The organism is Enterobacter sp. K510, assembly GCF_055804875.1.
Genome location: NZ_JBNRLQ010000007.1, coordinates 287,425 through 310,965, shown reverse-complemented (window position 1 = coordinate 310,965; position 23,541 = coordinate 287,425). Strand labels below are relative to the sequence as shown.

Annotated in this window: 26 protein-coding genes and 1 tRNA gene; 15 read left to right on the top strand and 12 right to left on the bottom strand. The window is 53.8% G+C overall.

Annotated elements, in window-relative coordinates; translation table 11 throughout:
- Together ynfE and ACQUTD_RS14710 are read right to left on the bottom strand one after the other, a co-directional pair.
- Positions 1-2,430 (bottom strand): selenate/tellurate reductase subunit YnfE (gene ynfE / locus ACQUTD_RS14715; RefSeq protein ID WP_473275554.1); only part of this gene is annotated, 2,430 nt, incomplete at its 3' end.
- Positions 2,431-2,579: 149 nt separating this feature from the next.
- Positions 2,580-2,882 (bottom strand): DUF1161 domain-containing protein, encoded by a 303-nt coding sequence (locus ACQUTD_RS14710; RefSeq protein WP_072568378.1) that lies wholly within the window; start codon positions 2,880-2,882, stop codon positions 2,580-2,582.
- A gap of 167 nt (positions 2,883-3,049) precedes the next feature.
- Between ACQUTD_RS14710 and ACQUTD_RS14705 the strand changes: the two genes are divergently transcribed.
- Positions 3,050-3,763, top strand: a complete 714-nt coding sequence (locus ACQUTD_RS14705) for a YnfC family lipoprotein (RefSeq protein ID WP_473275557.1) — start codon at positions 3,050-3,052, stop codon at positions 3,761-3,763.
- Between the two features lie 9 nt (positions 3,764-3,772).
- Here ACQUTD_RS14705 and speG read toward each other — a convergent pair whose 3' ends face one another.
- The 4 genes from speG to ACQUTD_RS14685 all read right to left on the bottom strand — a co-directional run bounded on the left by speG (position 3,773) and on the right by ACQUTD_RS14685 (position 5,526).
- Entirely contained in the window at positions 3,773-4,333 is a 561-nt protein-coding gene (gene speG, locus ACQUTD_RS14700) for a spermidine N1-acetyltransferase (protein ID WP_072568380.1), read from the bottom strand.
- Between the two features lie 23 nt (positions 4,334-4,356).
- Positions 4,357-4,698 carry a DUF1283 family protein gene (locus ACQUTD_RS14695; protein ID WP_473275560.1) on the bottom strand — a complete coding sequence of 114 codons (342 nt, stop codon included), beginning with the start codon at positions 4,696-4,698 and terminating at the stop codon, positions 4,357-4,359.
- 82 nt (positions 4,699-4,780) lie between these two features.
- The gene (locus tag ACQUTD_RS14690; RefSeq protein WP_318363036.1) at positions 4,781-5,158 is read right to left on the bottom strand and encodes an HVO_A0114 family putative DNA-binding protein; all 378 of its coding nucleotides are present in this window, start codon (positions 5,156-5,158) and stop codon (positions 4,781-4,783) included.
- Complete coding sequence (locus ACQUTD_RS14685) at positions 5,155-5,526, bottom strand: toxin-antitoxin system TumE family protein (protein ID WP_318372878.1); 372 nt, start codon at positions 5,524-5,526, stop codon at positions 5,155-5,157. Before ACQUTD_RS14685 ends, ACQUTD_RS14690 begins: the two co-directional genes overlap by 4 nt.
- Before the next feature lie 133 nt (positions 5,527-5,659).
- On the opposite strand from ACQUTD_RS14685, the gene ACQUTD_RS14680 reads away from it, so the two are divergent.
- Complete coding sequence (locus ACQUTD_RS14680) at positions 5,660-5,989, top strand: YnfA family protein (protein WP_473275564.1); 330 nt, start codon at positions 5,660-5,662, stop codon at positions 5,987-5,989.
- Here the strand turns inward: ACQUTD_RS14680 and ACQUTD_RS14675 are convergent.
- Positions 5,986-6,543 carry a nucleotidyltransferase family protein gene (locus tag ACQUTD_RS14675; RefSeq protein WP_473275567.1) on the bottom strand — a complete coding sequence of 186 codons (558 nt, stop codon included), beginning with the start codon at positions 6,541-6,543 and terminating at the stop codon, positions 5,986-5,988. The genes ACQUTD_RS14680 and ACQUTD_RS14675 overlap by 4 nt on opposite strands.
- Positions 6,544-6,695: 152 nt before the next feature.
- Here ACQUTD_RS14675 and manD point away from each other — a divergent pair, with 152 nt between their 5' ends.
- The 4 genes from manD to ACQUTD_RS14655 all read left to right on the top strand — a co-directional run bounded on the left by manD (position 6,696) and on the right by ACQUTD_RS14655 (position 12,005).
- Positions 6,696-7,910, top strand: coding sequence for a D-mannonate dehydratase ManD (gene manD / locus ACQUTD_RS14670; protein ID WP_473275569.1), 1,215 nt, complete (start codon positions 6,696-6,698; stop codon positions 7,908-7,910).
- Between the two features lie 12 nt (positions 7,911-7,922).
- Positions 7,923-8,942: a Zn-dependent oxidoreductase gene (locus tag ACQUTD_RS14665; protein ID WP_473275571.1), complete on the top strand. Its 1,020-nt coding sequence runs from the start codon at positions 7,923-7,925 to the stop codon at positions 8,940-8,942.
- Between the two features lie 54 nt (positions 8,943-8,996).
- On the top strand, positions 8,997-10,373 hold the full coding sequence (locus ACQUTD_RS14660) for an MFS transporter (protein ID WP_473275573.1): 1,377 nt from the start codon (positions 8,997-8,999) through the stop codon (positions 10,371-10,373).
- Positions 10,374-10,547: 174 nt separating this feature from the next.
- On the top strand, positions 10,548-12,005 hold the full coding sequence (locus tag ACQUTD_RS14655) for a fructuronate reductase (RefSeq protein WP_473275576.1): 1,458 nt from the start codon (positions 10,548-10,550) through the stop codon (positions 12,003-12,005).
- 153 nt (positions 12,006-12,158) lie between these two features.
- On the opposite strand, the gene ACQUTD_RS14650 is transcribed toward ACQUTD_RS14655, so the two are convergent.
- From ACQUTD_RS14650 to ACQUTD_RS14640, 3 genes are all read right to left on the bottom strand, one after another.
- On the bottom strand, positions 12,159-12,845 hold the full coding sequence (locus ACQUTD_RS14650) for a GntR family transcriptional regulator (protein WP_318363031.1): 687 nt from the start codon (positions 12,843-12,845) through the stop codon (positions 12,159-12,161).
- 93 nt (positions 12,846-12,938) lie between these two features.
- Positions 12,939-13,790: a glyoxalase III HchA gene (hchA, locus tag ACQUTD_RS14645; RefSeq protein WP_473275579.1), complete on the bottom strand. Its 852-nt coding sequence runs from the start codon at positions 13,788-13,790 to the stop codon at positions 12,939-12,941.
- Between the two features lie 307 nt (positions 13,791-14,097).
- Entirely contained in the window at positions 14,098-14,277 is a 180-nt protein-coding gene (locus tag ACQUTD_RS14640) for a con-10 family general stress protein (protein ID WP_072568392.1), read from the bottom strand.
- Positions 14,278-14,534: 257 nt separating this feature from the next.
- Between ACQUTD_RS14640 and ACQUTD_RS14635 the strand changes: the two genes are divergently transcribed.
- From ACQUTD_RS14635 to ACQUTD_RS14620, 4 genes are all read left to right on the top strand, one after another.
- Positions 14,535-14,693 carry a hypothetical protein gene (locus tag ACQUTD_RS14635; RefSeq protein ID WP_158684894.1) on the top strand — a complete coding sequence of 53 codons (159 nt, stop codon included), beginning with the start codon at positions 14,535-14,537 and terminating at the stop codon, positions 14,691-14,693.
- A 136-nt stretch (positions 14,694-14,829) separates the two neighbouring features.
- Positions 14,830-15,678 carry an MBL fold metallo-hydrolase gene (locus tag ACQUTD_RS14630; protein ID WP_473275582.1) on the top strand — a complete coding sequence of 283 codons (849 nt, stop codon included), beginning with the start codon at positions 14,830-14,832 and terminating at the stop codon, positions 15,676-15,678.
- A 142-nt stretch (positions 15,679-15,820) separates the two neighbouring features.
- Entirely contained in the window at positions 15,821-16,147 is a 327-nt protein-coding gene (locus ACQUTD_RS14625) for a four-helix bundle copper-binding protein (protein WP_321987423.1), read from the top strand.
- A 12-nt stretch (positions 16,148-16,159) separates the two neighbouring features.
- Positions 16,160-16,236: transfer RNA gene (locus ACQUTD_RS14620), tRNA-Arg, on the top strand.
- Positions 16,237-16,275: 39 nt separating this feature from the next.
- Here ACQUTD_RS14620 and ACQUTD_RS14615 read toward each other — a convergent pair.
- The gene (locus ACQUTD_RS14615; protein WP_473275585.1) at positions 16,276-17,145 is read right to left on the bottom strand and encodes a LysR substrate-binding domain-containing protein; all 870 of its coding nucleotides are present in this window, start codon (positions 17,143-17,145) and stop codon (positions 16,276-16,278) included.
- Between the two features lie 101 nt (positions 17,146-17,246).
- On the opposite strand from ACQUTD_RS14615, the gene ACQUTD_RS14610 reads away from it, so the two are divergent.
- The 5 genes from ACQUTD_RS14610 (at position 17,247) to ACQUTD_RS14590 (ending at position 22,275) form a co-directional block, all read left to right on the top strand.
- Positions 17,247-18,203, top strand: a complete 957-nt coding sequence (locus ACQUTD_RS14610) for a nitronate monooxygenase (RefSeq protein ID WP_473275587.1) — start codon at positions 17,247-17,249, stop codon at positions 18,201-18,203.
- 15 nt (positions 18,204-18,218) lie between these two features.
- Positions 18,219-18,896, top strand: coding sequence for a nitroreductase family protein (locus ACQUTD_RS14605; RefSeq protein ID WP_473275590.1), 678 nt, complete (start codon positions 18,219-18,221; stop codon positions 18,894-18,896).
- A 155-nt stretch (positions 18,897-19,051) separates the two neighbouring features.
- Positions 19,052-19,747 (top strand): hypothetical protein, encoded by a 696-nt coding sequence (locus ACQUTD_RS14600; protein WP_473275594.1) that lies wholly within the window; start codon positions 19,052-19,054, stop codon positions 19,745-19,747.
- Positions 19,748-19,884: 137 nt separating this feature from the next.
- Positions 19,885-21,195 carry a methyl-accepting chemotaxis protein gene (locus ACQUTD_RS14595; protein WP_473275597.1) on the top strand — a complete coding sequence of 437 codons (1,311 nt, stop codon included), beginning with the start codon at positions 19,885-19,887 and terminating at the stop codon, positions 21,193-21,195.
- A gap of 177 nt (positions 21,196-21,372) precedes the next feature.
- On the top strand, positions 21,373-22,275 hold the full coding sequence (locus tag ACQUTD_RS14590) for a pyridoxal-phosphate dependent enzyme (RefSeq protein WP_473275601.1): 903 nt from the start codon (positions 21,373-21,375) through the stop codon (positions 22,273-22,275).
- 149 nt (positions 22,276-22,424) lie between these two features.
- On the opposite strand, the gene ACQUTD_RS14585 is transcribed toward ACQUTD_RS14590, so the two are convergent.
- Positions 22,425-23,510 (bottom strand): mechanosensitive ion channel domain-containing protein, encoded by a 1,086-nt coding sequence (locus ACQUTD_RS14585; RefSeq protein ID WP_473275604.1) that lies wholly within the window; start codon positions 23,508-23,510, stop codon positions 22,425-22,427.
- Positions 23,511-23,541: the final 31 nt, after the last annotated feature.

The following is a 23,541-nucleotide window of genomic DNA, read 5'->3' as shown; positions in this document are numbered from 1 at the left end:
CTCAATTTCCACCAGGTTGGTGTGCTGCGGATTTCCCTTCGCCAGCGGAGAAGGACGGTGCGTGGTCAGAGTATTGATGCATGCGCCATGATCGATGCGGTCGCCCGTCATATTGGCCTGATGCCATGCGCCCTGGCCCATGGCGCTGACCCCAGGCATGATGCGCGGCGTCACTTTGGCGGCAAGGCGCACTTCGCCGCGCCCGTTAAATACCCGCACCATATCGCCATGTGCAATGCCACGCTGTTTCGCGTCGAGGGGATTGATCCACACTTCCTGACGGCAGGCGGCCTGCAACACATCGACGTTGCCGTAGCTGGAGTGGGTACGGGCTTTATAGTGGAAACCAAACAGCTGAAGCGGGAAGTTTTTGCGTTCCGGCGAATCCCAGCCTTCAAAGGTGGCGGCATACACCGGCAGGGGGCTTATCACTTCATCTTTTGCCAACTGCCAGCTTGCGGCGATCTCCGCCAGCTGCGCGGAGTAAATTTCAATTTTGCCGGACGGGGTTTTCAGCGGATTCGCCCCGGGATCTTCACGAAACTTTTTATAGGCAACAAAATGCCCCTGCGGATCCTTGCGCTTATAAATACCCATCGTTTTGAGTTCGTCATACGTCGGCAGCAGCGGATCTTTCGCCCGCATCTTCGCGTATAAATAGTGCAGCCACTCTTCCTGAGTACGGCCTTCGGTAAAGCGCTGAAAGACGTCCGGCCCCAGGCGTTTTGCCACTTCGCTTAAGATCCAGTAAATCGGCTTACGCTCGAATTTCGCGGAGGTGGCAGGCTGGATGAAGATCAGATAACCCATATTTCCCGCGTAATCGTTGGGAATAATATCTTCCTGTTCGACGGTCATCAGATCCGGCAGCAGAATATCGGCATATTTTGCCGACGAGGTCATGAAGTTCTCGATCACCACTATGGTTTCGCATTTCGACTCGTCCTGCAAAATCTCGTGGGTTTTATTGATGTCTGAATGCTGATTTATTAGCGCGTTTCCCGCGTAATTCCAGATGAACTTGATCGGCACGTCCAGCTTGTCTTTACCCTGCACGCCATCCCCGGTGGCGGTCATCTCCGGCCCTCGGGCAATGGCATCGGTCCAGGTAAAACAGGAAATTTTCGTTTTCACCGGGTTTTCCGGTACCGGCATGCGTTCAATGGTGAGGGTGTAAGTGGATTCACGTGCGCCGCTGTTGCCGCCGTTAATGCCGACGTTGCCGGTGAGGATCGGCAGCATGGCGATGGCGCGCGCGGTCAGCTCGCCGTTAGCCTGACGCTGCGGCCCCCAGCCCTGGCAGATATAGGCCGGTTTTGCGGTGCCAATTTCCCGCGCCAGTTTAATAATGCGATCGGCGGGAATGCCGGTGATGGCGGCGGCCCACTGCGGGGTTTTGGCGATACCGTCGTTGCCGTCGCCCAGAATATACGCCTTATAATGCCCGTTGGCGGGCGCGCCTTCCGGCAGCGTGCTTTCATCGTAGCCAACGCAGTAGTTATCCAGGAAAGGCTGGTCGACAAGGTTTTCGCTGATCAACACATGGGCAAGCCCTGCCACCAGCGCCGCATCTGTGCCGGGGCGAATGGGGATCCACTCATCTTCACGCCCGGCAGCAGTATCGGTGTAACGGGGATCGATGACGATCATGCGCGCATTCGAACGATCCCGCGCCTGTTCAAGGAAATACGTAATGCCGCCGCCGCTCATACGGGTTTCGGCCGGGTTGTTACCGAACATCACCACCAGCTTCGTGTTTTCAATGTCCGAGGTGCTGTTGCCTTCATTACTGCCATAGGTGAAGGGCATGGCGCGGGCGATCTGCGCGGTGCTGTAAGTGCCGTACTGACCCAGAAAGCCGCCGTAGCAGTTCATCAGACGCGCCACCAGCGAAGCGGAAGGGGATGAGCGGGTAATATTGCCGCCGACAATACCCGAGGCGTAATTAATGTACACCGCCTCGTTGCCGTATTTTTCCACCACGCCTTTGAGATTCATCGCAATGGTGTTTAAGGCTTCATCCCAGGAGATCCGTTCGAATATTCCTTCGCCGCGTTTACCCACGCGCTTCATCGGATAATTAAGCCGGTCAGGGTGATTAATACGCCGCCGGATAGATCGCCCGCGCAGGCAGGCGCGTACCTGATGGTGACCATAGACATCGTCGCCGGTATTATCGGTTTCCACCCAGGTCACTTCATCATCGCGCACATGCAGGCGCAGGGCGCAGCGGCTGCCGCAGTTTACTGAACATGCGCCCCAGACGGTTTTATCGGCACTTTCTTTCACAGCCTGCTGCACCGCGGCGGCGGCCTGACGCAGGCCAAAAGGTAACGTGAAACCACCGGCCGCCATGACAAGCGCACCGGCTGCGGAGGATTTAACGAGGGTACGCCGGCTGATACCGCCGGTATTATCGACATCGGACATCGCTCACTCCCTGTTTTTATAATGAATAGCATTACAGCTGAAATGATTATCAGCCTGAGGAAGTGTGAGGGTACTAATAAGGGAGTAGAAAGGTATTATCTGAGGTCAATGTTTAAGAAATTCCCCCTGTAAAGACAGGGGGAATAAGTTTACTGGGGTTCGGTGCGGGCGCCGTCGCTGGTTGCGGTGCTGCCCGAGGCGGCGCTCATCCCCCCGGTGCGGGTATAAAGGATCTTCCAGGTGTCATTGGCGCAATGGCCGACCACCTGCGCGTCGGGTTTATCCGCCTGATCGCCGGGGACAATATCCAGCGTAAAGCCGGATTCCGGTACGCCATTATTCACGATACGCTGCGCAATATCGCTTTTGACGTTTTCACAGGACTCCGGGGCGGCCATAACCGGAGCCGCTGCCAGCATCAATCCTGCGCATAACCAGTATGTAGCTTTCATAAACGATCCCTTATCTCATGAATTTATCTACAGTTTAGCAGCCCGCCCGGGAAGCATCGCCGTTGCGGGAAATCTCAGAACCTTCCGCATAACAGGCGAGACGGGTGAGGCGGCAAACCGCTGTATTTGCTACTATGAGGGAATATTTTGCACCTCTGGTAATCTACATGAAAAAAACAATCATTCTGGCCGCGCTAACGGTAGCGCTTGCTGGCTGTGATAATAATGCGCAGGGCCCGGCTTCTTTTACGCCGGAGATGGCGAGCTTCTCAAACGAATTTGATTTTGATCCGCTGCGTGGTCCGGTGAAGGATTTCAGTCAGACCCTGCTCAATGACAAAGGGGAAGTGGCGAAACGCGTCACCGGTACGCTGTCCACGGAAGGCTGTTTTGATTCGCTGGAACTGCACGACATCGAAAACAATACCGGCGTTTCGCTGCTGCTGGACGCTAATTATTATCTCGACGGACAAACCAACGAGAAAAGGCTGCGTTTACAGGGGAAATGCCAGCTGGCGGCGTTCCCGGCGGCGGGGGTGACCTGGGACACGGATGAAAAAGGTTTTGTGGTGACGGCGCGCGGTAAGGATTTGCAGGTGGATTATCGTTATGACGCCGAAGGCTATCCGCTGGGGAAATCCACCACCTCGAAAGATATGCACTTACAGGTGGATGCCACGCCGTCAGCGGATAAGCGTAAGAAACTCGATTATACCGCCATCAGCGTGCTGAACGATAAACCGCTTGGCCATGTGAAGCAAAGCTGCGACTACGACCGCCACGATAATCCGGTCAGCTGTAAGTTGCTGATCGTCGATGAAAGCGTCACCCCGGCGGTCGAACGTCAGTTCACCATCAAAAATACCATCGCTTATTACTGATCCCGCCGCCTACTGTGCTGTAGGCTTTAACAGCGTCCTGCCGGGCGCTTTATGCTCGGCAAGATACTGATGCTGGAAAATACACATGCGGATGGTGTTGCGATACTCGCCGTTAATAAAGAACTCATGGATCAGTTCGCCTTCCACCATAAATCCGAGCTTGCGATAAATATGGATGGCTTTCTCGTTTTCTTTATCGACAATGAGATAGAGCTTATACAGATTTAATACCGTAAAGCCGTAATCCATCGCCAGCTTCGCCGCTTTGCTGGCCAGGCCTCTGCCCTGATGTTCCGGGGAGATAATGATCTGAAACTCCGCGCGGCGGTGGACGTGGTTAATCTCCACCAGTTCCACCAGCCCCACTTTTTCACCGTCGCATTCCACCACAAAACGGCGCTCGCTCTGATCGTGAATATGCTTATCATACAGATCGGACAGTTCAACAAAGGCCTCGTAAGGCTCTTCGAACCAGTAGCGCATGACGCTGGCGTTATTGTCCATTTGATGCACATAACGCAGATCTTCACGCTCCAGCGGGCGCAGCTTCACGCCGTTAATCTCACTCATGGTCAAATCCTTATGACGAAAATTTACGGCGCAACCACGCGGCCGGTACGACGATCAAGACAGCGCAGAGTGTTATTTTCCCAGTAGGCATTGAGATTGGCGCTTTGCTGGCACTTATCGCGGGCATCAAAAGCCGCGTCGTCTTTATCCCACTCTTTTTCCACGCGCTTGTTCACTTTGTTACGCAATGAACGGGTGTCATTCCACTGCTCTTTTTCCATCAACGCCTGCTGGCGGCTCTGGGCGCTGTCGCCGGATTCAATGATCAGTTTGCTGGTTTCAGCCATTGCGCCGGGGGTGACCATCACCGCGCCCAGCGTCAGAATCGCCGTCAGGCACAGGCGTTTGCGAAGAGAGTTTTTCATCAGGCATTCCTTTTAACTATTGCAGGGGCATATTGCTTATATTCTACACCATCACAAGTCGGCGACATACCGGCGCGAGGGGTTATGCCGCATTACCGTTGACCAGAAGTTCACTTTCCACGCGGATCACGAAATCGGTAAATAGCGCCGTGGGTTTAACCGTATTTCCCTTGCGCTGCAAATGCACAAAACCATGGCTCTCAAGGGTTTTGAGAGTGGTCGACAGGTTACTGACCTGACGGCCCGCCAGCCGCGCCAGTTCACTGATTGTTTCGGGTTTATGTGCTGCCATCATCCGTAGCAGAGTGATATTTTCATTGCTCAAAATTTGCCCGATAGCATTAAGCGAGGCAAACCAGACTTTCGGCTCGCCCGGTTCCGGCGTGTATTTACCGGCAGCGATAGCGAGCATTCTTTTACGAAGGTTTTCCTCCGAAATGATGCCTATAAGTGCTTTCATAATGAATCCTCTATGTCTTTCATAACGCTATCTACAGCGGCAAAAAAATCATTCAGCAACTGCGTTGCCGACTGAAAACAGTAAACCTGTCCCGGATCGATTGCGGTTGTATGGACATGGTCATAAATCACCATTCGTGATCGGAAACCCCCGCTACGCGGTGGTGTAATTCCATGCGCATTGTCCATGCCAAAAATCCGGTGGTTATGAGCGTTATGCAGTGTAAGGTTATAGCGGATGCCATGAGGCCTGAAAATCGAAGCTTCAACCCGGCGTGCTTCTATTTTCCACCAGTAGCCATTGTCATAACGAAACTGATAACCATCCATGTCGAGTAAAGTGCTGAGTCCAAAATCTTTTGTATCCATAAACACTCCCTGTACTTATGAGCGGATCATAACAACTTTATCAAAATACGCAATCACCCAGGCTGCGCCTGGCGTTCCGCCCGCAACTCCCGTTATGATGCGGTACTGAACGTAAACAGACTGACTACGCCCTATGATCCGGACCTCACTGCTATTTTTTATCACCGCGCTCTGTGAAATTATTGGCTGTTTTCTGCCCTGGCTGTGGCTGAAACGCGGTGGCAGCGCATTGTTACTGCTGCCCGCGGCGGTATCGCTGTGCCTGTTTGTCTGGCTGCTGACGCTCCATCCGGCGGCCAGCGGGCGGGTTTATGCGGCCTATGGCGGCGTGTATGTATTCACCGCGCTGATCTGGCTGCGGCTGGTGGATGGCGTAAAGCTCAGCCTGTATGACTGGCTGGGGGCGGCGGTGGCGCTGTGCGGGATGTTGATTATCGTCGTCGGATGGGGTCGCGCCGGTTAATCCACGCTCAGAACGAGCTGCGGATAGCGTTCCAGCCAGCGTTTGCGCCGGATCCGTTCATCAAAGATGGCGCGTTTATCCTGCTGAAAACGCGGCGTGGGGCGCAGCCGCAGGGCGAACAGATCGTCCAGGCCAAAGGGCGCGATAATATCAATTTGATCGGATCCGCAAAGCCGCACTGCCACGGCGGTAGCGGTTTCCGGCCAGTAGCGCAGGGCATCTTCCACGCTGTGATAAGGCCGGTCGTGATTACGCTCATGCATCCGCGCCTGATTTTTTACCGACCAGTCAAATCCCGGGCACATCTTCCCGAGGCGCTGTTCCAGAAGGTTATCAATCTCTTCACCGCTTTGGCGGGCATCGAACCACACCACATCCACATCGCCGCAGGGCGGCCACGCCGGTCGCTGGTGCAGGCGATCCCACACCGCATCACGCACCAGCCCGGCGCCAATCCAGCAATTCTTCACGCCCAGCGCCGCCACGGTTTTCAGGGCTTCCATACGTAGCGCATCCTGCAACAGCAGGCGACGCAGTTCATCAGCATGGCGCATCGCGGCATTCCTGTTCACTCATGGGGATCTTTATTCTACCGACAGAGGCGTCATTTTGTGAGCCAGCGCGAAAAAATAGATCTTCATACTTGTATGGTAGTAGTGCGGGTGGTTAGATTTCATGCATCACAACAAAAGAAGCAGGAATTCTCATGAAGATTGTTAGTGCTGAAGTATTTGTCACCTGTCCAGGGCGAAATTTTGTCACGCTGAAAATCACCACCGATGACGGCCTTACCGGGCTGGGGGATGCCACGCTTAACGGGCGCGAGCTTTCTGTGGCCTCTTATCTGAAAGATCATGTCTGTCCGCAGCTGGTGGGACGAGACGCGCACCGTATCGAAGACATCTGGCAGTTCTTCTATAAAGGCGCGTACTGGCGTCGTGGCCCGGTCACCATGTCGGCGATTTCAGCCGTCGATACAGCGCTATGGGACATTAAAGCCAAAGCCGCTGGTATGCCGCTGTATCAGTTGCTGGGCGGCGCATCCCGCGACGGGGTGATGGTTTACTGTCATACCACCGGCCATTCCGTTGATGATGTGCTGGAAGATTATGCCCGTCACAAGGAGATGGGCTTTAAGGCGATACGCGTACAGTGCGGCGTACCGGGGATGAAAACCACCTATGGCATGTCGAAGGGCAAAGGTCTGGCCTACGAACCGGCCACCAAAGGGCAATGGCCGGAAGAGCAGCTCTGGTCGACAGAAAAATACCTTGATTTCACGCCGTCGCTGTTTGCCGCCGTGCGCGAAAAATTCGGCTTTAACGAGCATCTGCTGCACGACATGCACCACCGTCTGACGCCCATCGAAGCGGCGCGCTTTGGCAAGAGCATCGAAGATTACCGTTTGTTCTGGATGGAAGATCCGACCCCGGCAGAAAATCAGGAGTGCTTCCGCCTGATCCGCCAGCATACCGTTACGCCCATTGCCGTTGGAGAAGTCTTTAACAGTATCTGGGACTGCAAACAGTTGATCGAAGAGCAGTTAATCGACTACATCCGCACCACTATTACCCATGCGGGTGGCATCACCGGCATGCGCCGTATCGCCGATTTTGCCTCGCTGTATCAGGTGCGCACCGGCTCCCACGGTCCGTCGGATCTGTCGCCCATTTGCCACGCTGCCGCGCTGCATTTCGATTTGTGGGTACCGAACTTTGGCGTGCAGGAATATATGGGGTATTCGGAGCAAATGCTGGAAGTCTTCCCGCATAACTGGACGTTTGATAACGGCTATATGCATCCGGGGAATAAGCCAGGACTCGGCATTGAATTTGATGAAAAACTGGCGGCGAAATATCCCTACGATCCCGCTTATTTACCTGTCGCGCGACTGGAAGACGGCACGCTGTGGAACTGGTGATCAGGAGTTTTTATGAAAAGTATCGTGATTGAAACACCCAATAAGCTGCTGATTGACGAACGCCCGTTACCAGAACCCGCAGCGGGTGAAGTGCGCGTCAAAATAAAGCTTGCCGGTATTTGCGGCTCTGACAGCCATATTTACCGTGGTCATAACCCCTTTGCGAAATATCCGCGGGTGATTGGCCATGAATTCTTCGGCGTCATCGATGCCGTGGGCGAGGGCGTTGACGCCGGGCGACTGGGTGAGCGCGTGTCGGTCGACCCGGTGATCAGCTGCGGGCACTGCTATCCGTGCTCGGTCGGCAAGCCGAATGTCTGTACCTCGCTGGTGGTGCTGGGCGTGCATCGTGACGGCGGCTTCAGTGAATATGCGGTGGTCCCTGCGAAAAACGCCTGGCCGATCCCGGATACCATCGCCGATAAACAGGCGGTGATGGTTGAACCGTTCACCATTGCGGCGAACGTTACCGGCCAGATTAATCCCGGCGAGAACGACATCGCCCTGATTTACGGCGCAGGCCCGATGGGGCTGACCACCGTACAGGCGCTGAAAGGCGTCTACCGGGTGAAGCAGGTTATCGTTACCGATCGCATCGAAGAACGGCTGGAGATGGCGAAACGCAGCGGCGCGGATCTGGTGATCAACAACGGCAACGCGTCATTGCAGGATGCGCTGGATGCGCAGGGCATTAAGCCGACCATTATTATTGACGCCGCCTGTCATCCCTCGATATTGCAGGAAGCCATCGGTCTTGCCTCCCCCGCGGCGCGCATCGTGATTATGGGCTTTTCCAGCGAACCTTCACAAATCGTGCAGCAGGGCATTACCGGCAAAGAGCTGTCGATATTTTCATCGCGCCTGAACGCGCACAAATTCCCGGTGGTGATCGACTGGATGCGCAGGGGGCTTATCGACCCTGACAAGCTTGTCACTCATACCTTTGACTATCAGCAGGTTACCGACGCCATTGACGTGTTCGAGAAAGACCAGCGGCAGTGCTGCAAGGTCTTACTGACGTTCCCGCAATAACAACAATAAATGCGAGTGAGTGGTACGCATCTTACTATTTCAGAGATAGCCATTATGACCCAAGTAAACAATGAAAGAACGACGTCCGACCTGGTGAAAGCCGCCGTTTCTGGCTGGCTGGGTACCGCGCTTGAGTTCATGGATTTCCAGCTCTACTCCCTCGGGGCGGCGCTGGTGTTTCATGAAATCTTCTTCCCGGAGCAGTCGGCGGCGATGGCGCTGATCCTGGCGATGGGAACCTATGGCGCAGGCTACGTCGCGCGTATTGTCGGCGCATTTTTCTTCGGCAAAATGGGCGACCGCATCGGGCGTAAAAAAGTGCTGTTCATCACCATCACCATGATGGGGATCTGTACCACGCTTATCGGCGTGCTGCCGACCTACGCGCAGATTGGTATTTTCGCGCCGGTGCTGCTGGTGACGCTGCGTATCATTCAGGGGCTGGGCGCGGGGGCGGAGATCTCCGGCGCGGGTACCATGCTGGCGGAGTATGCGCCGAAGGGCAAACGCGGGATCATCTCCTCGCTGGTGGCGATGGGCACCAACTGCGGCACGCTGAGCGCCACCGCGATCTGGGCCTTTATGTTCTTCGTGCTGGATCGGGAAGAACTGGTTGCCTGGGGCTGGCGTATCCCGTTCCTCGCCAGCGTGGTGGTGATGATTTTCGCCATCTGGCTGCGCATGAATCTGAAAGAAAGTCCGGTGTTTGAGCAGGTTAACGAAGGGGAAAGTATTCCTGCGAAAGTGCAGGCATCTGAAACCACCCTCGGGGCGATGTTCAGCAGTAAAACCTTCTGGCTGGCGACCGGCCTGCGTTTTGGTCAGGCAGGTAACTCCGGGCTGATCCAGACCTTCCTTGCCGGTTATCTGGTGCAGACCCTGCTGTTTAATAAGAGCATCCCGACGGACGCGCTGATGATCAGCTCGATTCTGGGCTTTCTCACCATCCCGCTGCTGGGCTGGCTGTCGGACAAAATTGGCCGCCGCCTGCCGTATATCCTGCTGAATATCTCGGCTATTGTGCTGGCGTACCCGATGATTTCAATCATCGTGGATAACAGCTATACACCGGGCGTGATCATGGCGTCGATTATCGTCATCCATAATTTCGCGGTGCTCGGTCTGTTCGCCCTAGAAAACATCACTATGGCCGAGATGTTCGGCTCGCGTAACCGCTTTACCCGGATGGCGATCTCCAAAGAGGCTGGCGGTCTGGTGGCGGTAGGCTTCGGCCCGGTGCTGGCGGGGATCTTCTGTAACATGACAGGTTCCTGGTGGCCCATCGTCGCGATGATGATGGTCTACTCGGTGATTGGTCTGGTCTCCGCCATCCTGATGCCGGAAGTGCGCGACCGTGACCTGAGCATTCGTGAAGATGCCGCAGAGAAAAGTGCGCAGCAGAGCGTGGCGGGTGTACGTCGTCCGGTCTGACTAAGCATCGCATAACCATGCAGGCGCTGAATGAATAATGCGCCTGCATTTTGATACATTTAGTTACCATTCTAGTTGGTGTAGTCAGCAAATCCTGTTTCAGGTCAACATCCCGCTGACGGGCATCCGTCATCTTATGGACCAGTGTTTCATTTAATAAGACGAGTCTCATCCATGGAAAACAGACTGTTAAACGCGAAAGCCACGTTACCGGCTTACGATCGTAATGCGCTGGTGCCGCGCATTGTGCACCTCGGTTTTGGCGCGTTCCATCGCGCGCATCAGGCGGTGTATACCGATATTCTTGCCGCAGAGCACCACAGCGACTGGGGCTACTGCGAGGTGAATCTGATTGGCGGCGAACAGCAGATCGCCGATCTTAACGCGCAGGACAAGCTTTATACCGTGGCGGAAATGTCCGCTGACGCCTGGACCGCCCGCGTCGTCGGCGTGGTGAAACGCGCGCTGCATGCGCAGGTCGATGGTCTGGAAGCCGTGCTGGCGGCACTGTGTGAGCCGCAGGTGGCAATTGTCTCCCTGACCATCACCGAAAAAGGCTACTGCCACTCCCCGGCGACCGGGCAACTGATGCTCGATCACCCATTTATTGTCGCCGATCTGCAAAACCCGCAGCAGCCGAAGTCCGCGCCTGGGGTGATTGTCGAAGCGCTGGCGCGCCGCAAAGCCGCCGGTCTGAATGGCTTCACCGTGATGTCCTGCGACAACATGCCGGAAAACGGCCATGTGATGCGCAATGTGATCACCGCCTATGCCCGCGCGGTGGATACAGATCTCGCCGACTGGATCGACACTCACGTCACTTTCCCGTCCACCATGGTGGACCGCATTGTTCCGGCGGTAACCGCCGAAACCCTGGATAAAATCAGGCAGCTCACCGGTGTGCGCGATCCGGCTGGCGTGGCCTGCGAGCCGTTCCGTCAGTGGGTGGTGGAAGATAACTTTGTGGCCGGACGTCCGGCGTGGGAAAAAGCCGGAGCCGAGCTGGTGGCGGATGTGGTGCCGTTCGAAGAGATGAAACTGCGTATGCTGAACGGCAGCCACTCCTTCCTCGCCTGGCTGGGTTATCTGGCGGGTTATCAGCATATCAACGAGTGTATGGAAGATGATAATTATCGCCGGGCTGCGCACAAGCTGATGTTACAGGAGCAGGCCCCGACGCTGAGCGTGCAGGGTGTGGATCTGGCGCATTATGCCGACATGCTGATCGCCCGCTACAGCAACACCGCGCTGCGTCACCGTACCTGGCAGATCGCCATGGACGGCAGCCAGAAACTGCCGCAGCGTATGCTGGATTCGGTACGCTGGCATCTGGTGCATAACAGTGATTTCCGGCTGCTGGCGCTGGGCGTGGCGGGCTGGATGCGTTACGTCGGCGGTGTGGACGAGCAGGGGCAGCCGATTGAAGTCTGCGATCCGCTGCTTTCGGTCATTCAGCAGGCGGTGAACGGCAGTGCTGAAGGGGAAGAACGGGTAAATGCGCTGCTGGGCATAGAGGCGATTTTCGGCAACGAACTGCCGCATGAAAGGGCGTTTGTCAGTGAAGTGAATCGCGCGTACCAGTTGCTGTTACGCCAGGGGGCGAAAGTTACGGTGGCGCAGTACGCCGCATAAGGTAAAAAGCCGGGTGGCGGCGATGCCTTACCCGACCTACTTATTACGATTTTATCGCTCACATGCCGGGTGGCGGCTTCGCCTTACCCGGCCTACGTTCTACGGATTTGTAGGCCCGGCAAGCGAAGCGCCGCCGGGCACCACCTCAACCCTTTACTCTTCCGTAAACCACTCGCGGTTTTCCTGGCGGATCAGCTGTACGGTTTCGCCGATCTCCTGCAAATGACGCGTCATAGCCTGATCCACGCCCTCCACATCCTTTTTCTCCAGCGCGGCAAAAATATCCAGATGCTGGCTGAGGAGTTTTTCCGGCGGCGAGACGTGATCAAGGCTCATGTAGCGCACCCGATCCATGGTCGCTTTAATATTTTCGATGGTGTCCCACGCCAGCTGGCAGTCGGCGATCTGCGCCAGTTTCTGATGAAACTCGTCATCCAGCTGAAAGAAATCATTTAGCTGCTTGCGATCTATAGCGATGCGCTGCTGATGCAGATTCTGCTCAAGCTGATAGCTCTGGCTGTCGTTGATCATCGTAGCCGCGCGGCGGGCGACGGCGCACTCAATGGCCTGACGCACAAAACAGCCATTGCGCACTTGCTGCATGGATATTTTATTCACATAGCTGCCGCGCTGCGGGCGGATCTGAATAAGACCGTTTTCCGCCAGCTTAATAAAAGCTTCGCGCACCGGCTGACGTGAAACATCAAAACGCACCGAGACGTCTTTTTCAGACAGCGGCGTTCCGGGGGCGATAAGACAATGCACAATATCCCGGCGCAGAATGCGGTAGATTTGCTGGTTTACAGGCTGGGTTGGATTTAATTGCGTTTCAGCGGCCATTCGTTGTGAGTTCTCAGACAGTTAACCCGGCTACCATACCATTTTTTTTGCGGGCATCCCAGAAGGCGAACGCCTCCGGAACGCCCGGCAGGATCAGTTGCCGTAAACCGCGAGCAGCTCTCTGGCCGCCAGCTGGCCGAGTGGATTGGCCGCGAACGGGCTGTCGCCGGTCAGCAGATGACGATCTTTATTTACGCTGCCCTTAATATCATCATTGATGATATTCATCCCCATCGCTTTTAATTCCTCGCCAAAATACCAGGTCAGATGGCCGGGCATATAGCCCATATCCGGCGTCTGTTTATCGGTGGCATCCGGGAAGGCGCAGATAGAATAGCCTTTCAGCGGATTATCGCCGTTGCGCAGCGACAGGAAAGCCGCCGGGCCATGACAGAGCGAAATTACGAAGCGATCGTTGCCGATGGCCCAGCGCAGGGTATCGGCCACCGCGTCGCTTTCTGGCAGGCCGATCAACGCGCCATGACCGCCAGGGATAAACACTGCAGCATAGTCGCTGCTCCCGTTTAGTCCTTTAACCACATCGGACAGTTTTGCAGGGGACTGAAATCTCGCCTGATGCTTGCGGAAAAAGGGCATAATGCACGTATCCTGACGCGGCATCGCCCAGTATTCAAACTTAGCCATCTGGCCTGAAACCGTCGCCACGTCAAATTCGAACCCGGCGGCGTGAAGGTGCCAGAGCGGCACCAGCGTTTCAACTGGATGATTGCCCGTAGAAAACAATGCGCCAGTGTCCGTTTTCAGATAACGCTCATCGGCAGCAATTACCAGCATCTTTTTGCCACCCTTATGACGAGTGGGATAATCGGCATCACTTAAATCGGAAACCGCGCTGGTAAACTCGCCCAGAGAATATTCTGAGGGGAAAAAGGCATTATCTTCAGCATGATCAATTTGTGGCTGTTTACTTTTATCGTTACTCATCACTCATCCTCGCTGATATAGCATCAATTACTGTGTGATTAATTATATGCCATGTACAACGATGCAGTGACCAGGAAAAATCCCTTTAAATATAAAAGCCTTATATTTACTTTGTGTGAGGATATTTCATATAAAATTCAAGGGATCAGGCGAGGTGAGTAGGGAGGAGTAAATAATACATACGCCAAAACGGCAACCCTAATGATTAAATCAGGGTCGCCGCTACTGGCTGTTTCAGGATAATATGTAACTCATTAAAAATGCATTTTCACATTTTTAATTTTTACATTATATCATGTCTGAAACGCTATTCGGATTTTCTTCCGCCGCCATGGCTGTTTTGTCCGCCTTTTTTACCTGCTTCGGAAGCTTTTTGCTGATCGTTTTTGAAATTCCCGCCGCTATGCTGGCCGCCTTTGCGACCTGCTTCTGATGCCTTTTCTTTATCTTCCGCGAAATTACCAGAACCGCCACGATGTTCAGTCATATATATTTCCTCTTTAGATAAAATAATTTGCAGTGGGAAAAAGCACACTGCGCCATGACAACGCTATTAAATGTAGCTCAGCCTCATAAAATAACAAGCGAGAAGTCCGCCAGAAATATCACACTAAGACAATTCCTATAAAGATATATTCTTCCTGGACGATAATTGCAGATGCGGTTTATAGTTACATAAAGAGCTGTAAAACAGGGTGTTATCGTCTGGCTAAAATTACATTACAGTGAATTTACAGGTGACGCATGAATATCTGGTTTATACACGCTGGTGGTAAGGTAAAAGAGCCATTTTGCCCGTTGAGGTTTGGCGGTCGTATTTTTTTATTATTACGAAGCGGCGGTTCGCTATCAAAACCATTGATGTGGCTGGAAAAAGAGAAGAAATTCTTGCGCCGCGTATAAATTATATATTCTATATTTGTTCACAGAATTGTGAGGCTTCCCGTTTCGTTTAGTAGGGTACTGACAGGCATATTTTCACTGCAATTGTACTCCGCTACATCGGAACTAAGCGAAAAGGGATTAAACAGGAAAAAATATGAAAGTTCATCATCTTAACTGTGGGTGCATGTGTCCGGCAGGCGGCGCGTTATTTGACGGTTTTAGTAAAGGTATCTTCGCCCATCTGGTCTGCCACTGTCTGCTTATCGAAACGGAGCGGGACGGGCTGGTACTGGTCGATACCGGGTTCGGGCAAAATGACATTCGCCAGCCAGGTAAAACTTTACCAGGCTTTTTTCGGGTGATGAATAATATTCAGCGACGGGAAACCCTGACGGCGCGTTCGCGCATTGAAGCGCTGGGATTCAGCGCTGCGGATGTCCGGCACATCATTCTTACGCATCTTGATTTCGATCATGCGGGTGGGCTTACCGACTTCCCGGGTGCGCAGATCCATCTGCTGCAAACGGAAATCAATACGGCGCAGCAGCGGCACAGCTGGCTGGCCCGTGAGCGCTATCGTCCCGGGCAATGGGGCGGTATCTCTGGCTGGAACGGGTATCAACCTCAGGGCGAAAAATGGTATGGCTTCGAGGCGGTGATGGCGCTGAAAGGGCTGCCGCCGGAAATTTTACTGGTTCCGCTGCCGGGCCACACGCAGGGGCATGCGGGCATTGCCGTCAGCCAGCCGCAGGGATGGTTGTTGCATGGCGGCGATGCCTGGTTCTATCGCGGCGAAATGGATCTGCAAAGCCCGCACTGTACGCCCGGCCTGCGTTTTTATCAGTGGATGATGGCGATGGATAACCAGACCCGGCATCGTACCCAACAGCAACTGCGGGAAGTATTCAGACGCCATAATCAGGAAATTACTTTCTTCTGCAGCCATGACGCTAAGGAACTACATGCTTTCAGTGAGCATGACGGGATGAATAACCGAGTGTAATATTACACTATAATTCATCAGGGGGCGCCTCGCCCATGTCAGTAATTTTCAGGGTGAAGGATACAGGCGCTAATAAATAATGCATGTACAGGTAATATGTGCAGACTTAATGTTTAAGTATAAAGAAATAAGGAGACGGGATATGAATACTACTCTGCAGGAATGTATAGCTGCATGCTACAAATGTGCCGCTGCCTGTGATTACTGTGCATCTTCGTGCCTTAATGAACCTGATATCGACATGATGAGAAACTGCATTAAAACAGATATTGAGTGTTCCGCGGTTTGTCGGCTTGCGGCCCAACTTATGGGCATGAACAGCGAATATCACAAGCAACAATGCAGGCTCTGTGTGGATATTTGCCGGGCCTGTGCAGAGGAGTGCGCAAGACATGAGCATGAACACTGCAAACATTGCGCAGAAGCCTGCCGCCAGTGCGCAGATGCTTGTCTTAGAATGCTTGCCTGAGCCTGAATTATACCGCCGATAGCTCAGCAGGAAAGAGCAACTGCTTTCTAAGCAGTGAGTCCGGGGTTCAAATCCTCGTCGGCGGACCATTCTCTCTGGATTATATTTTAATAGCTTTAATGTGCCTGCTATTTCATCCTGCTTATCCATTCCACACAAAAATCCAGATAGGCCCGCACAATAGCGGAGGGATGTTTATGGCGGGCATAGACAAGGTGTAACGGCAAAAGGTATTCAGGCAGATCAGGCAGAAGCTGTATCAGATCGCCTTTTTCCAGCCAGGGACGGGCAGAAAAATCCAGCAGCTGTGCGACACCCATACCGCTCAGGGCATAATGAAGTAATCCCTGGGAATTATTTGTGGAAAAGAACGGATCGTATTTCACTTTTTCCGTTCCCGATCCCCATTCAAAAACACCATGGTTGAGGCTCTCCCAGGCCATTACCGGCAGCAGTGCCATTTCCGCCAGCGTCTGTGGCGTGCCATGACGCGCCAGGAATGTCGGGCTTGCCACAAATACGGCTTCCACGCTCATAACAGGTTTAGCGATCACATCCTCTGTATTTATTTCGCCCATGCGCAGCGCCACATCCACGCCATCCTCAAATAAATCCACGACCCGTTCGCTGGAATGACAAAACAGGGTTATATCGGGATAACGCTGTTGGAAGGCGATTAATAAATCCCACCAGAGTGAAAAATTTGGCGGCACAGATAAACGTAATTTGCCCTGTAGGGTATGGGCAGAAGTAACGGCTTTTTGCGCATCCGCCAGCAGTTCGACGCCGGGTCGCGCCTGCTCATAGAATTGCTGTCCTTTATACGTCGGTTTAACGCCATGCCGTGAACGTTCGAGGAGTTGCACATTCAGCGCCTCCTCCAGCTCATTGATTTTTCGGCTAAGGGTGGAGATGGGTACACCCATTTTGTCGCTGGCCGCTGAAAAACTACCGGCATTTACCACCGCGATGAATAATTTCGCTGCGTTGTAATCCACGTTTCTTTCCATATTTGGGTATCAGCTGTCTATTTTTGGTGATTCCATTCCATTTTGCAAGGGGTAAAATTTTAGCTATCTGAATTACTCCGGACCATAAAATGAATAATCGTGTCACTAAAATCTTAAATATTCGTTATCCCCTTATACAGGCCCCGTTATATTTCCTGACCAATGCCGAACTGGTCGCTGCGGTGTCAAATGCGGGCGGCCTGGGTACGCTGGGGCCGCACGCCGGTCAGGAAAGCCTGCCAGGCTCACGCTGGGTGGCGCTGGATCGGATGCGCGAAGAGATCCGTAAAGTCAAAAAACTCACCACAAAACCCTTTGCGGCAACCCTGATCAACGGCCCGGATATGGGCTTCTGGCGGCCTACTGCCGAGATGCTGGCTGAAGAAGGCGTCGAAGTGGTGCTTATCAATGAAGTGCTGGACGCAGAGATCTACGACTTTTTTAAAAGCCGCGGCATCAAAATTCTCTACCGCGCCCTGACGCCGACGATCGCCAATTCGAAAAAAGCCGAAAAACTGGGCGCGGACATCATCATTGCTACCGGCTTTGACGAAGGCGGCACCGTGCCGTCACGGGTGATTGGCACCTTCAGTATCGTGCCGATGATCGTCGACAGCGTGAAAGTGCCGGTTATCGCTGCCGGTGGCATCGGTGACGTGCGCGGTGTGCGTGCCGCCCTGGCGCTGGGGGCGGAAGGGGTATTTGCGGGCAGCCTGTTCTTAACGGCGGTGGAAAACCCCGCGGCGGACAAAGTAAAACGCCTGATTGTCGATTCCACGGCGGAAGATTTGCTGCTGTTCCGCACGCTACCTGCGTATTACCGCACCTTACCTACCGATCTGAGTCCGACGCTGGCAGAACTGGACGCGCAGGGTGCCGATCGTGAAACCCTGTTTAAGGCTATGAACGGCTACCACTCCCTGTGGCAAGCCATGCGCCTCGGTAATTTTGATCAGGGCGTAGTATCCACCGGTACGGGTATTTCGGTCATCAAATCCATTCGTCCGGCCGCAGACATTGTTGCCGATCTCATGCAGGACTTTTAATTAAAGAGGTAAACCATGTCTGATGTAATGCCGTTTCGGGATGTTGTACGCGAGCGCCATTCGGTGCGCCATTTCCGTCCGCAGCCCGTGCCGGAGGCCATCCTGCGGGCAGTGCTGGAGGATGCGCAGCGCGCGCCTTCCAACTGCAACACGCAGCCCTGGCAGACGCATATCGTCTCGGGCGCAAAGCGCGACGCGCTGAGCAAGGCCATCCTCGCGGCGGATGACGCCGGGCAACTGACGCCGGATTTCAGTTTTGATACCGGTGATTTCACCGGTATCTACCGCGAGCGATCAAGAGAGCAGGGCGCGGCCTACTATCAGGCCATCGGTGTGAAGCGCGAGGACTACGATCAACGCCGCCATGCCTCCCGTCGTAATCTGGAATTCTTTGGGGCGCCCCATGTCGCGCTGCTGTTTATGCCGCAGGTGGGCGATAACGTGCGTGTCGCTGGCGATATCGGGATGTATGCCCAGACGCTCTTGCTGTCGCTCACCGCCCACGGTTTAGGCGGTATTCCCCAGACCATGCTGGGCTTTTATGCCGACACTATCCGTGAAACACTCGGCATCGACCCGGCGCTGAAATTACTGTTTGGCTTCTCACTGGGTTACCCGGACCTGGAGCATCCTGCCAACCAGTACCGCATCGAAAAAGCGCCGCTGGGCGAAAGCGTTACGTTTCATCAATAAGTAACAGACTCAGCAGCTCCAGCAGTTGCTGCTGCTGAGTTTCATTAAGCGTGCCCTGCTGCTGGGTCTGGGATTGGCGCGCTGTTTCCGCTGTCGCTGATCGTCACGCTCGATCACGCCACCGCGCCGCCTCGCTGGACAGCGCCTGGGCCATCATGAGCGTCGGCATCGTGCTGGCACGGCTGGCGTTGTTGTATTACGGTTACAATATCACAACCTTAGCCGCGACAGCGGAAGCCAGGAGTACGCCAGTGCGCGTTTTGTTCGCCCTTTTATTGTCATCGTTACTTGCCGGATGCATCACCTCATCACCGCAAAGAGCGCTGTATAAAGCGGAATACCCGCACCGCCAGGATATTCGTCAGCAAAATGTTTACCAGTTTAAAACGACGCCGATTAAGGCCAGCGGCGAGCGTTACTGGGGCGCGGGTGAGTTAACGCAACTTTTCAGGGTCAATGATAAAGACGCTTCCACCGTTCAGCTTCGCTTCAACTATCCGGCAAAATCACTGGAAGCCGTGTCGCTGGATGCAGCAAACAGAACGCTAAGCAAAGAAACCTTTATCTTACTCGATGAGTCTGCACCCAAACCTTCCAGCCCTGAAACGAACTATTTTTATCTGACAAAAGACGGCCAGCTGGTGCATAAAAGCCGCAACTGCACCCCTGATATGAGTGTGGGTTGTCAGTGGTGGAACCACAGGCTTTTTATCACGCGCAACGGAGACATGGCGGTGCATTATGAAAATGGTAGTGCTGTGTTGCTGTTTCTGGTTTTCCCCGGTTACGGCTCACATGACTACCTGGAAATATTCTCAAAGGTTTCGCCCGTCGCCAACGTCACGTCATAGTCAGAAAATAATGCCCCCTCGGCCTGAAGGAGGCTGAGGCGGACATGACTCATAATCTGCAACTATCGCAGCAATACATAACGCTTCCGTCGGGGCTGCCGATAACCGATTACTCCTTACATTACCTGGTAAATCTGATGCGTATCCCTGCTCTTAAACGTTTATTTTCCCTGAACCGTCTGCGTTCAGCCGTTTCTTATCACGCACTTTGCCAGAATAAACCTGTCATTGAATTCAGTCCGCAAGGGGTGATCCATAAAGCGAGTCCGCTTTTTCTCTCCGCGATGGGATACCGGGCCGACGAAATTATTGGTCAACATCATCGGTTATTCTGCCCGCCCTCGCTGGTCAATTCGCCGGAGTACGACCAGTTCTGGCAGCGCCTTGCCAGGGGGGAAAGCTTCAGCGGCAAATATCTGCGTCTGGCAAAGGGGGAACGTCCGGTATGGCTTGAAGCCAGTTATATCCCCGTCACTGACCGGCGCGGCCAGGTGACCCGTGTCATCAAAATCGCGGCCGATATTTCCGCGCGCGTGCAGGCGGCGCTTGAGCAGGAATCTGTCGTCAATGCCATCAGCCGGTCTATGGCTATCATCGCCTTTAGCCCCGAAGGGATGGTGCTGGAAGCCAACGAGAATTTTCTCGCCACCACCGGTTATAAACGCGATGAAGTGATTGGTAAGCATCATCGTCTGTTCTGTTCTCAGAGCCTGTATAAAAGTGATGAATACCGCCAGTTCTGGGAGCGGTTAAATCAGGGGGAATTCTTTTCCGGTCAGTTCCCGCGCCTGAATCGTCGTGGCGAGCCGCTGTGGTTGCGGGCAACGTACAACCCCGTGTTCAACCATGACGGGCAGCTTTATAAAATTGTGAAATTCGCCACTGATGTCACGGCAGATGTTCTGCGCAACCAGCGAGAGCAGGAGGCGGCGGTACATGCATGGGATATGGCGGTGCAGACCCGCGGCAGTGCGCAGGCTGGCGCCGGGGTTATCGAAAACAGTATCCGAATGATTGACCGCATTGCGCAGGGAATGGGCGATGTCTCCAGCGATGTCTCCCGGCTTAACGATCAGTCTGACAGCATTGACGGGATGGTCGAAACCATTCGCAGCTTTGCCATGCAAACAAGGCTGATTGCCCTGAATGCCGCCATTGAAGCGGCGCGGGCAGGTGCATCCGGACGAAGTTTTGCCGTTGTTGCCGCAGAAGTGCGAACGCTTGCGGCGAGCGTCAGCCAGGCGACAGAGGACATTGAGCGGGTCGTCGCCAGCAATAATCAACTGGCCAAAGAGGTGCTCAGCGGCATCGAAAACAACCTGATGAATACCCGGGAAGGGGTGACGCTGATGCGTGAAGCGGGTGAGGTGATCGCCAGTATTCAGAAGAATGCCGCCGGGGTGGAGACGGCGGTGAAGGATGTCGCGCTTTCAGTGAAAGCCGGATAACGCCAGAGCCGCACCGGTGTACGGATACGTAAAACATCAGTTATGCAATTGTAATAACCGCTTTAATTGAGCGTTGTATCCCCGGGCGGGTTCTTTTAACATCGATGATGAAATTTTAACCCCATCCCGCAACGGCTATCCAGTTGTTATGGAAAGATGTTCAAAAGGATCAAGACCATGGAAATAAGTATCCGTACGCCGCTCATCCATTCTTTGCCGTTAAGTCAGCACAGCGGATGTGAGGTCTGGCTGAAAATGGAATCCTCCCAGCCGACCGGTTCTTTTAAGCTCAGAAGCGCAGGGCATATCTGTCAGTATTACGCTCAAAAGGGCGCAAAGGGTTTTATCAGTTCATCGGGCGGGAATGCCGGGATCGCCGTGGCGCACAGCGGGCGCAAACTGGGTTTGCCGGTAACGGTCGTTGTCCCGGAAACCACGTCGGCGCGCGCCAGAGAGCTTATTGAACTGGAGGGCGCGAGGCTCATTGTGCACGGAAAGGTGTGGAGTGAAGCGAACGATCACGCTTTATCGCTGGTAACGGATGACATTTTTTATATCCATCCCTTTGATAATCCGCTGTTGTGGGAAGGCATCAGCACCATTGTGGATGAAGTGGTGAATGACGGATTGCGGCCTGACGCGGTGATCCTGTCCGTCGGCGGCGGCAGTCTGCTGTCCGGCATCGCACAGGGACTGGAAAAACATCACCTGGATCATATCCCGGTGTATGCCGTCGAAACTCACGGCACGGCTTCCCTCAACGCCTCGCTGAATGCCGGTAAGCTTGTGCGTCTTGATAAGGTCAGCGGTATTGCCACTACGCTGGCGGCCAGTCAGGTGTGCGAAAATGCCTTTACCGTGGCGCGTCGCCTGAATGTCACCGGCATGCAGGTTTCCGATGAAGAAGCGGTAAACGCTTGTCGGCAATTGCTGGACGATCATCGCGTGATGACGGAACCGGCGTGCGGCGTTTCATTGTCCCTGCTGTATGATCGCAAAGTTCAGTTTAACCGTGCGGATAAGGTGCTGGTTATCGTCTGCGGCGGGGCGTCGGTGACGCGGGAAAGTATTAACGTCTGAGGATCCTTAATCGAGGTGTCATATTCCGCCAGGTACAGACTTAATGGCAACGGGTTGCCATTAAGCTGTTGTGTAATGTCGGGCGAAGAGAGAGGTGCGGATGCGCCTGGTGCGAGCAGCCCGATCACAGACCAGGCACGTTCCGCCCGCTAAACGAAAGACTCACTTTCAGCGTCAACGGAACGGGTCAGTGTCGCCCTGACCTGCGGCAGGCTCTGCGGATAATTCTGCTGAATAAACTCAATCATTTTTTCCCGCACGTAACAGCGTAAATCAAAGGCCATAGGTGAATTCTGCGCCGTCATCAACAGTCTGATGGTCATGGTTTTTTCAGTGGTGTCGGTGACCTGAAGCACCTGGGTTTCCTGATCCCAGAGTCGGGTTTCACTGAGCACTTTTTCAAAGTGTTCGCGGAGCGGCTGTAGGGGCATGGAGTAATCCACATAAAGAAAAACCGTGCCTAAAATTTGCGCGTTATTACGCGTCCAGTTCTGGAAGGGATTTTCGGTAAAGTAGGTGATCGGTAATACCAGCCGGCGCAAATCCCACAGACGCACCACCACATAGGTCAGGTTGATCTCTTCAATCCAGCCCCACTCTTTTTCCACCACCACCGCGTCATCGATTTTTATGGGTTGCGTAAAGGCTATCTGGATACCGGCAAATAAATTGACCAGCGACTTCTGGAGCGCAAAACCAATGATGATGCCCGCCACCCCGGCACCGGCCAGGATAGTGGTACCGAATTGTCGGACGCCAGGGAAACTCAGTAAAATCAGGGATAAACAAAGCGTGACCAGTATGACAATTGCGACTTTCTTCACATACATGATCTGCGTGCGAATTTTGCGGGCGCGAAGATTGTTCGAAATATTAATGTCATAGCGTATAAAAAGCATATCCTGTGCAACATTAATCAATCTAATCAGCACCGAACAAAATGACATGATAATAAATATGTTGGTTGTCGTTCTGATGAAGTTCAGGGACTCGGGCTGGATATGGACATAATTAATCCCTACACGAATAAACAGCAGGGGAATAAAGAGAAACATCGATCCACGAAGGTGTTTCTCAAGCGACTTGAAGAGTTTTCTGTCATGGTTTTGCCAGAAACGGATAAACTGCAAAAGGATAAATCTCGCGAGAAAACCCACCGCAAGTGACACAGTGACGAGCAATACAGCAGGCACCCATGCCGGAGCGCCAGATAACTCACCAACTAAAAAAGGCATGCTTTCCCCTTATCTTTGCCAACAAATGAGT

Excerpts from the sequence above, each read along its gene's own strand:
- ACQUTD_RS14710 (WP_072568378.1), bottom strand. The coding sequence starts at position 2,882 with ATGAAAGCTACATACTGGTTATGCGCAGGATTGATGCTGGCAGCGGCT.
- ACQUTD_RS14705 (WP_473275557.1), top strand. The coding sequence starts at position 3,050 with ATGAAAAAAACAATCATTCTGGCCGCGCTAACGGTAGCGCTTGCTGGC.
- speG (WP_072568380.1), bottom strand. The coding sequence starts at position 4,333 with ATGAGTGAGATTAACGGCGTGAAGCTGCGCCCGCTGGAGCGTGAAGAT.
- ACQUTD_RS14695 (WP_473275560.1), bottom strand. The coding sequence starts at position 4,698 with ATGAAAAACTCTCTTCGCAAACGCCTGTGCCTGACGGCGATTCTGACG.
- ACQUTD_RS14690 (WP_318363036.1), bottom strand. The coding sequence starts at position 5,158 with ATGAAAGCACTTATAGGCATCATTTCGGAGGAAAACCTTCGTAAAAGA.
- ACQUTD_RS14685 (WP_318372878.1), bottom strand. The coding sequence starts at position 5,526 with ATGGATACAAAAGATTTTGGACTCAGCACTTTACTCGACATGGATGGT.
- ACQUTD_RS14680 (WP_473275564.1), top strand. The coding sequence starts at position 5,660 with ATGATCCGGACCTCACTGCTATTTTTTATCACCGCGCTCTGTGAAATT.
- ACQUTD_RS14675 (WP_473275567.1), bottom strand. The coding sequence starts at position 6,543 with ATGCGCCATGCTGATGAACTGCGTCGCCTGCTGTTGCAGGATGCGCTA.
- manD (WP_473275569.1), top strand. The coding sequence starts at position 6,696 with ATGAAGATTGTTAGTGCTGAAGTATTTGTCACCTGTCCAGGGCGAAAT.
- ACQUTD_RS14665 (WP_473275571.1), top strand. The coding sequence starts at position 7,923 with ATGAAAAGTATCGTGATTGAAACACCCAATAAGCTGCTGATTGACGAA.
- ACQUTD_RS14660 (WP_473275573.1), top strand. The coding sequence starts at position 8,997 with ATGACCCAAGTAAACAATGAAAGAACGACGTCCGACCTGGTGAAAGCC.
- ACQUTD_RS14655 (WP_473275576.1), top strand. The coding sequence starts at position 10,548 with ATGGAAAACAGACTGTTAAACGCGAAAGCCACGTTACCGGCTTACGAT.
- ACQUTD_RS14650 (WP_318363031.1), bottom strand. The coding sequence starts at position 12,845 with ATGGCCGCTGAAACGCAATTAAATCCAACCCAGCCTGTAAACCAGCAA.
- hchA (WP_473275579.1), bottom strand. The coding sequence starts at position 13,790 with ATGAGTAACGATAAAAGTAAACAGCCACAAATTGATCATGCTGAAGAT.
- ACQUTD_RS14640 (WP_072568392.1), bottom strand. The coding sequence starts at position 14,277 with ATGACTGAACATCGTGGCGGTTCTGGTAATTTCGCGGAAGATAAAGAA.
- ACQUTD_RS14635 (WP_158684894.1), top strand. The coding sequence starts at position 14,535 with ATGAATATCTGGTTTATACACGCTGGTGGTAAGGTAAAAGAGCCATTT.
- ACQUTD_RS14630 (WP_473275582.1), top strand. The coding sequence starts at position 14,830 with ATGAAAGTTCATCATCTTAACTGTGGGTGCATGTGTCCGGCAGGCGGC.
- ACQUTD_RS14625 (WP_321987423.1), top strand. The coding sequence starts at position 15,821 with ATGAATACTACTCTGCAGGAATGTATAGCTGCATGCTACAAATGTGCC.
- ACQUTD_RS14610 (WP_473275587.1), top strand. The coding sequence starts at position 17,247 with ATGAATAATCGTGTCACTAAAATCTTAAATATTCGTTATCCCCTTATA.
- ACQUTD_RS14605 (WP_473275590.1), top strand. The coding sequence starts at position 18,219 with ATGTCTGATGTAATGCCGTTTCGGGATGTTGTACGCGAGCGCCATTCG.
- ACQUTD_RS14600 (WP_473275594.1), top strand. The coding sequence starts at position 19,052 with ATGAGCGTCGGCATCGTGCTGGCACGGCTGGCGTTGTTGTATTACGGT.
- ACQUTD_RS14595 (WP_473275597.1), top strand. The coding sequence starts at position 19,885 with ATGCGTATCCCTGCTCTTAAACGTTTATTTTCCCTGAACCGTCTGCGT.
- ACQUTD_RS14590 (WP_473275601.1), top strand. The coding sequence starts at position 21,373 with ATGGAAATAAGTATCCGTACGCCGCTCATCCATTCTTTGCCGTTAAGT.
- ACQUTD_RS14585 (WP_473275604.1), bottom strand. The coding sequence starts at position 23,510 with ATGCCTTTTTTAGTTGGTGAGTTATCTGGCGCTCCGGCATGGGTGCCT.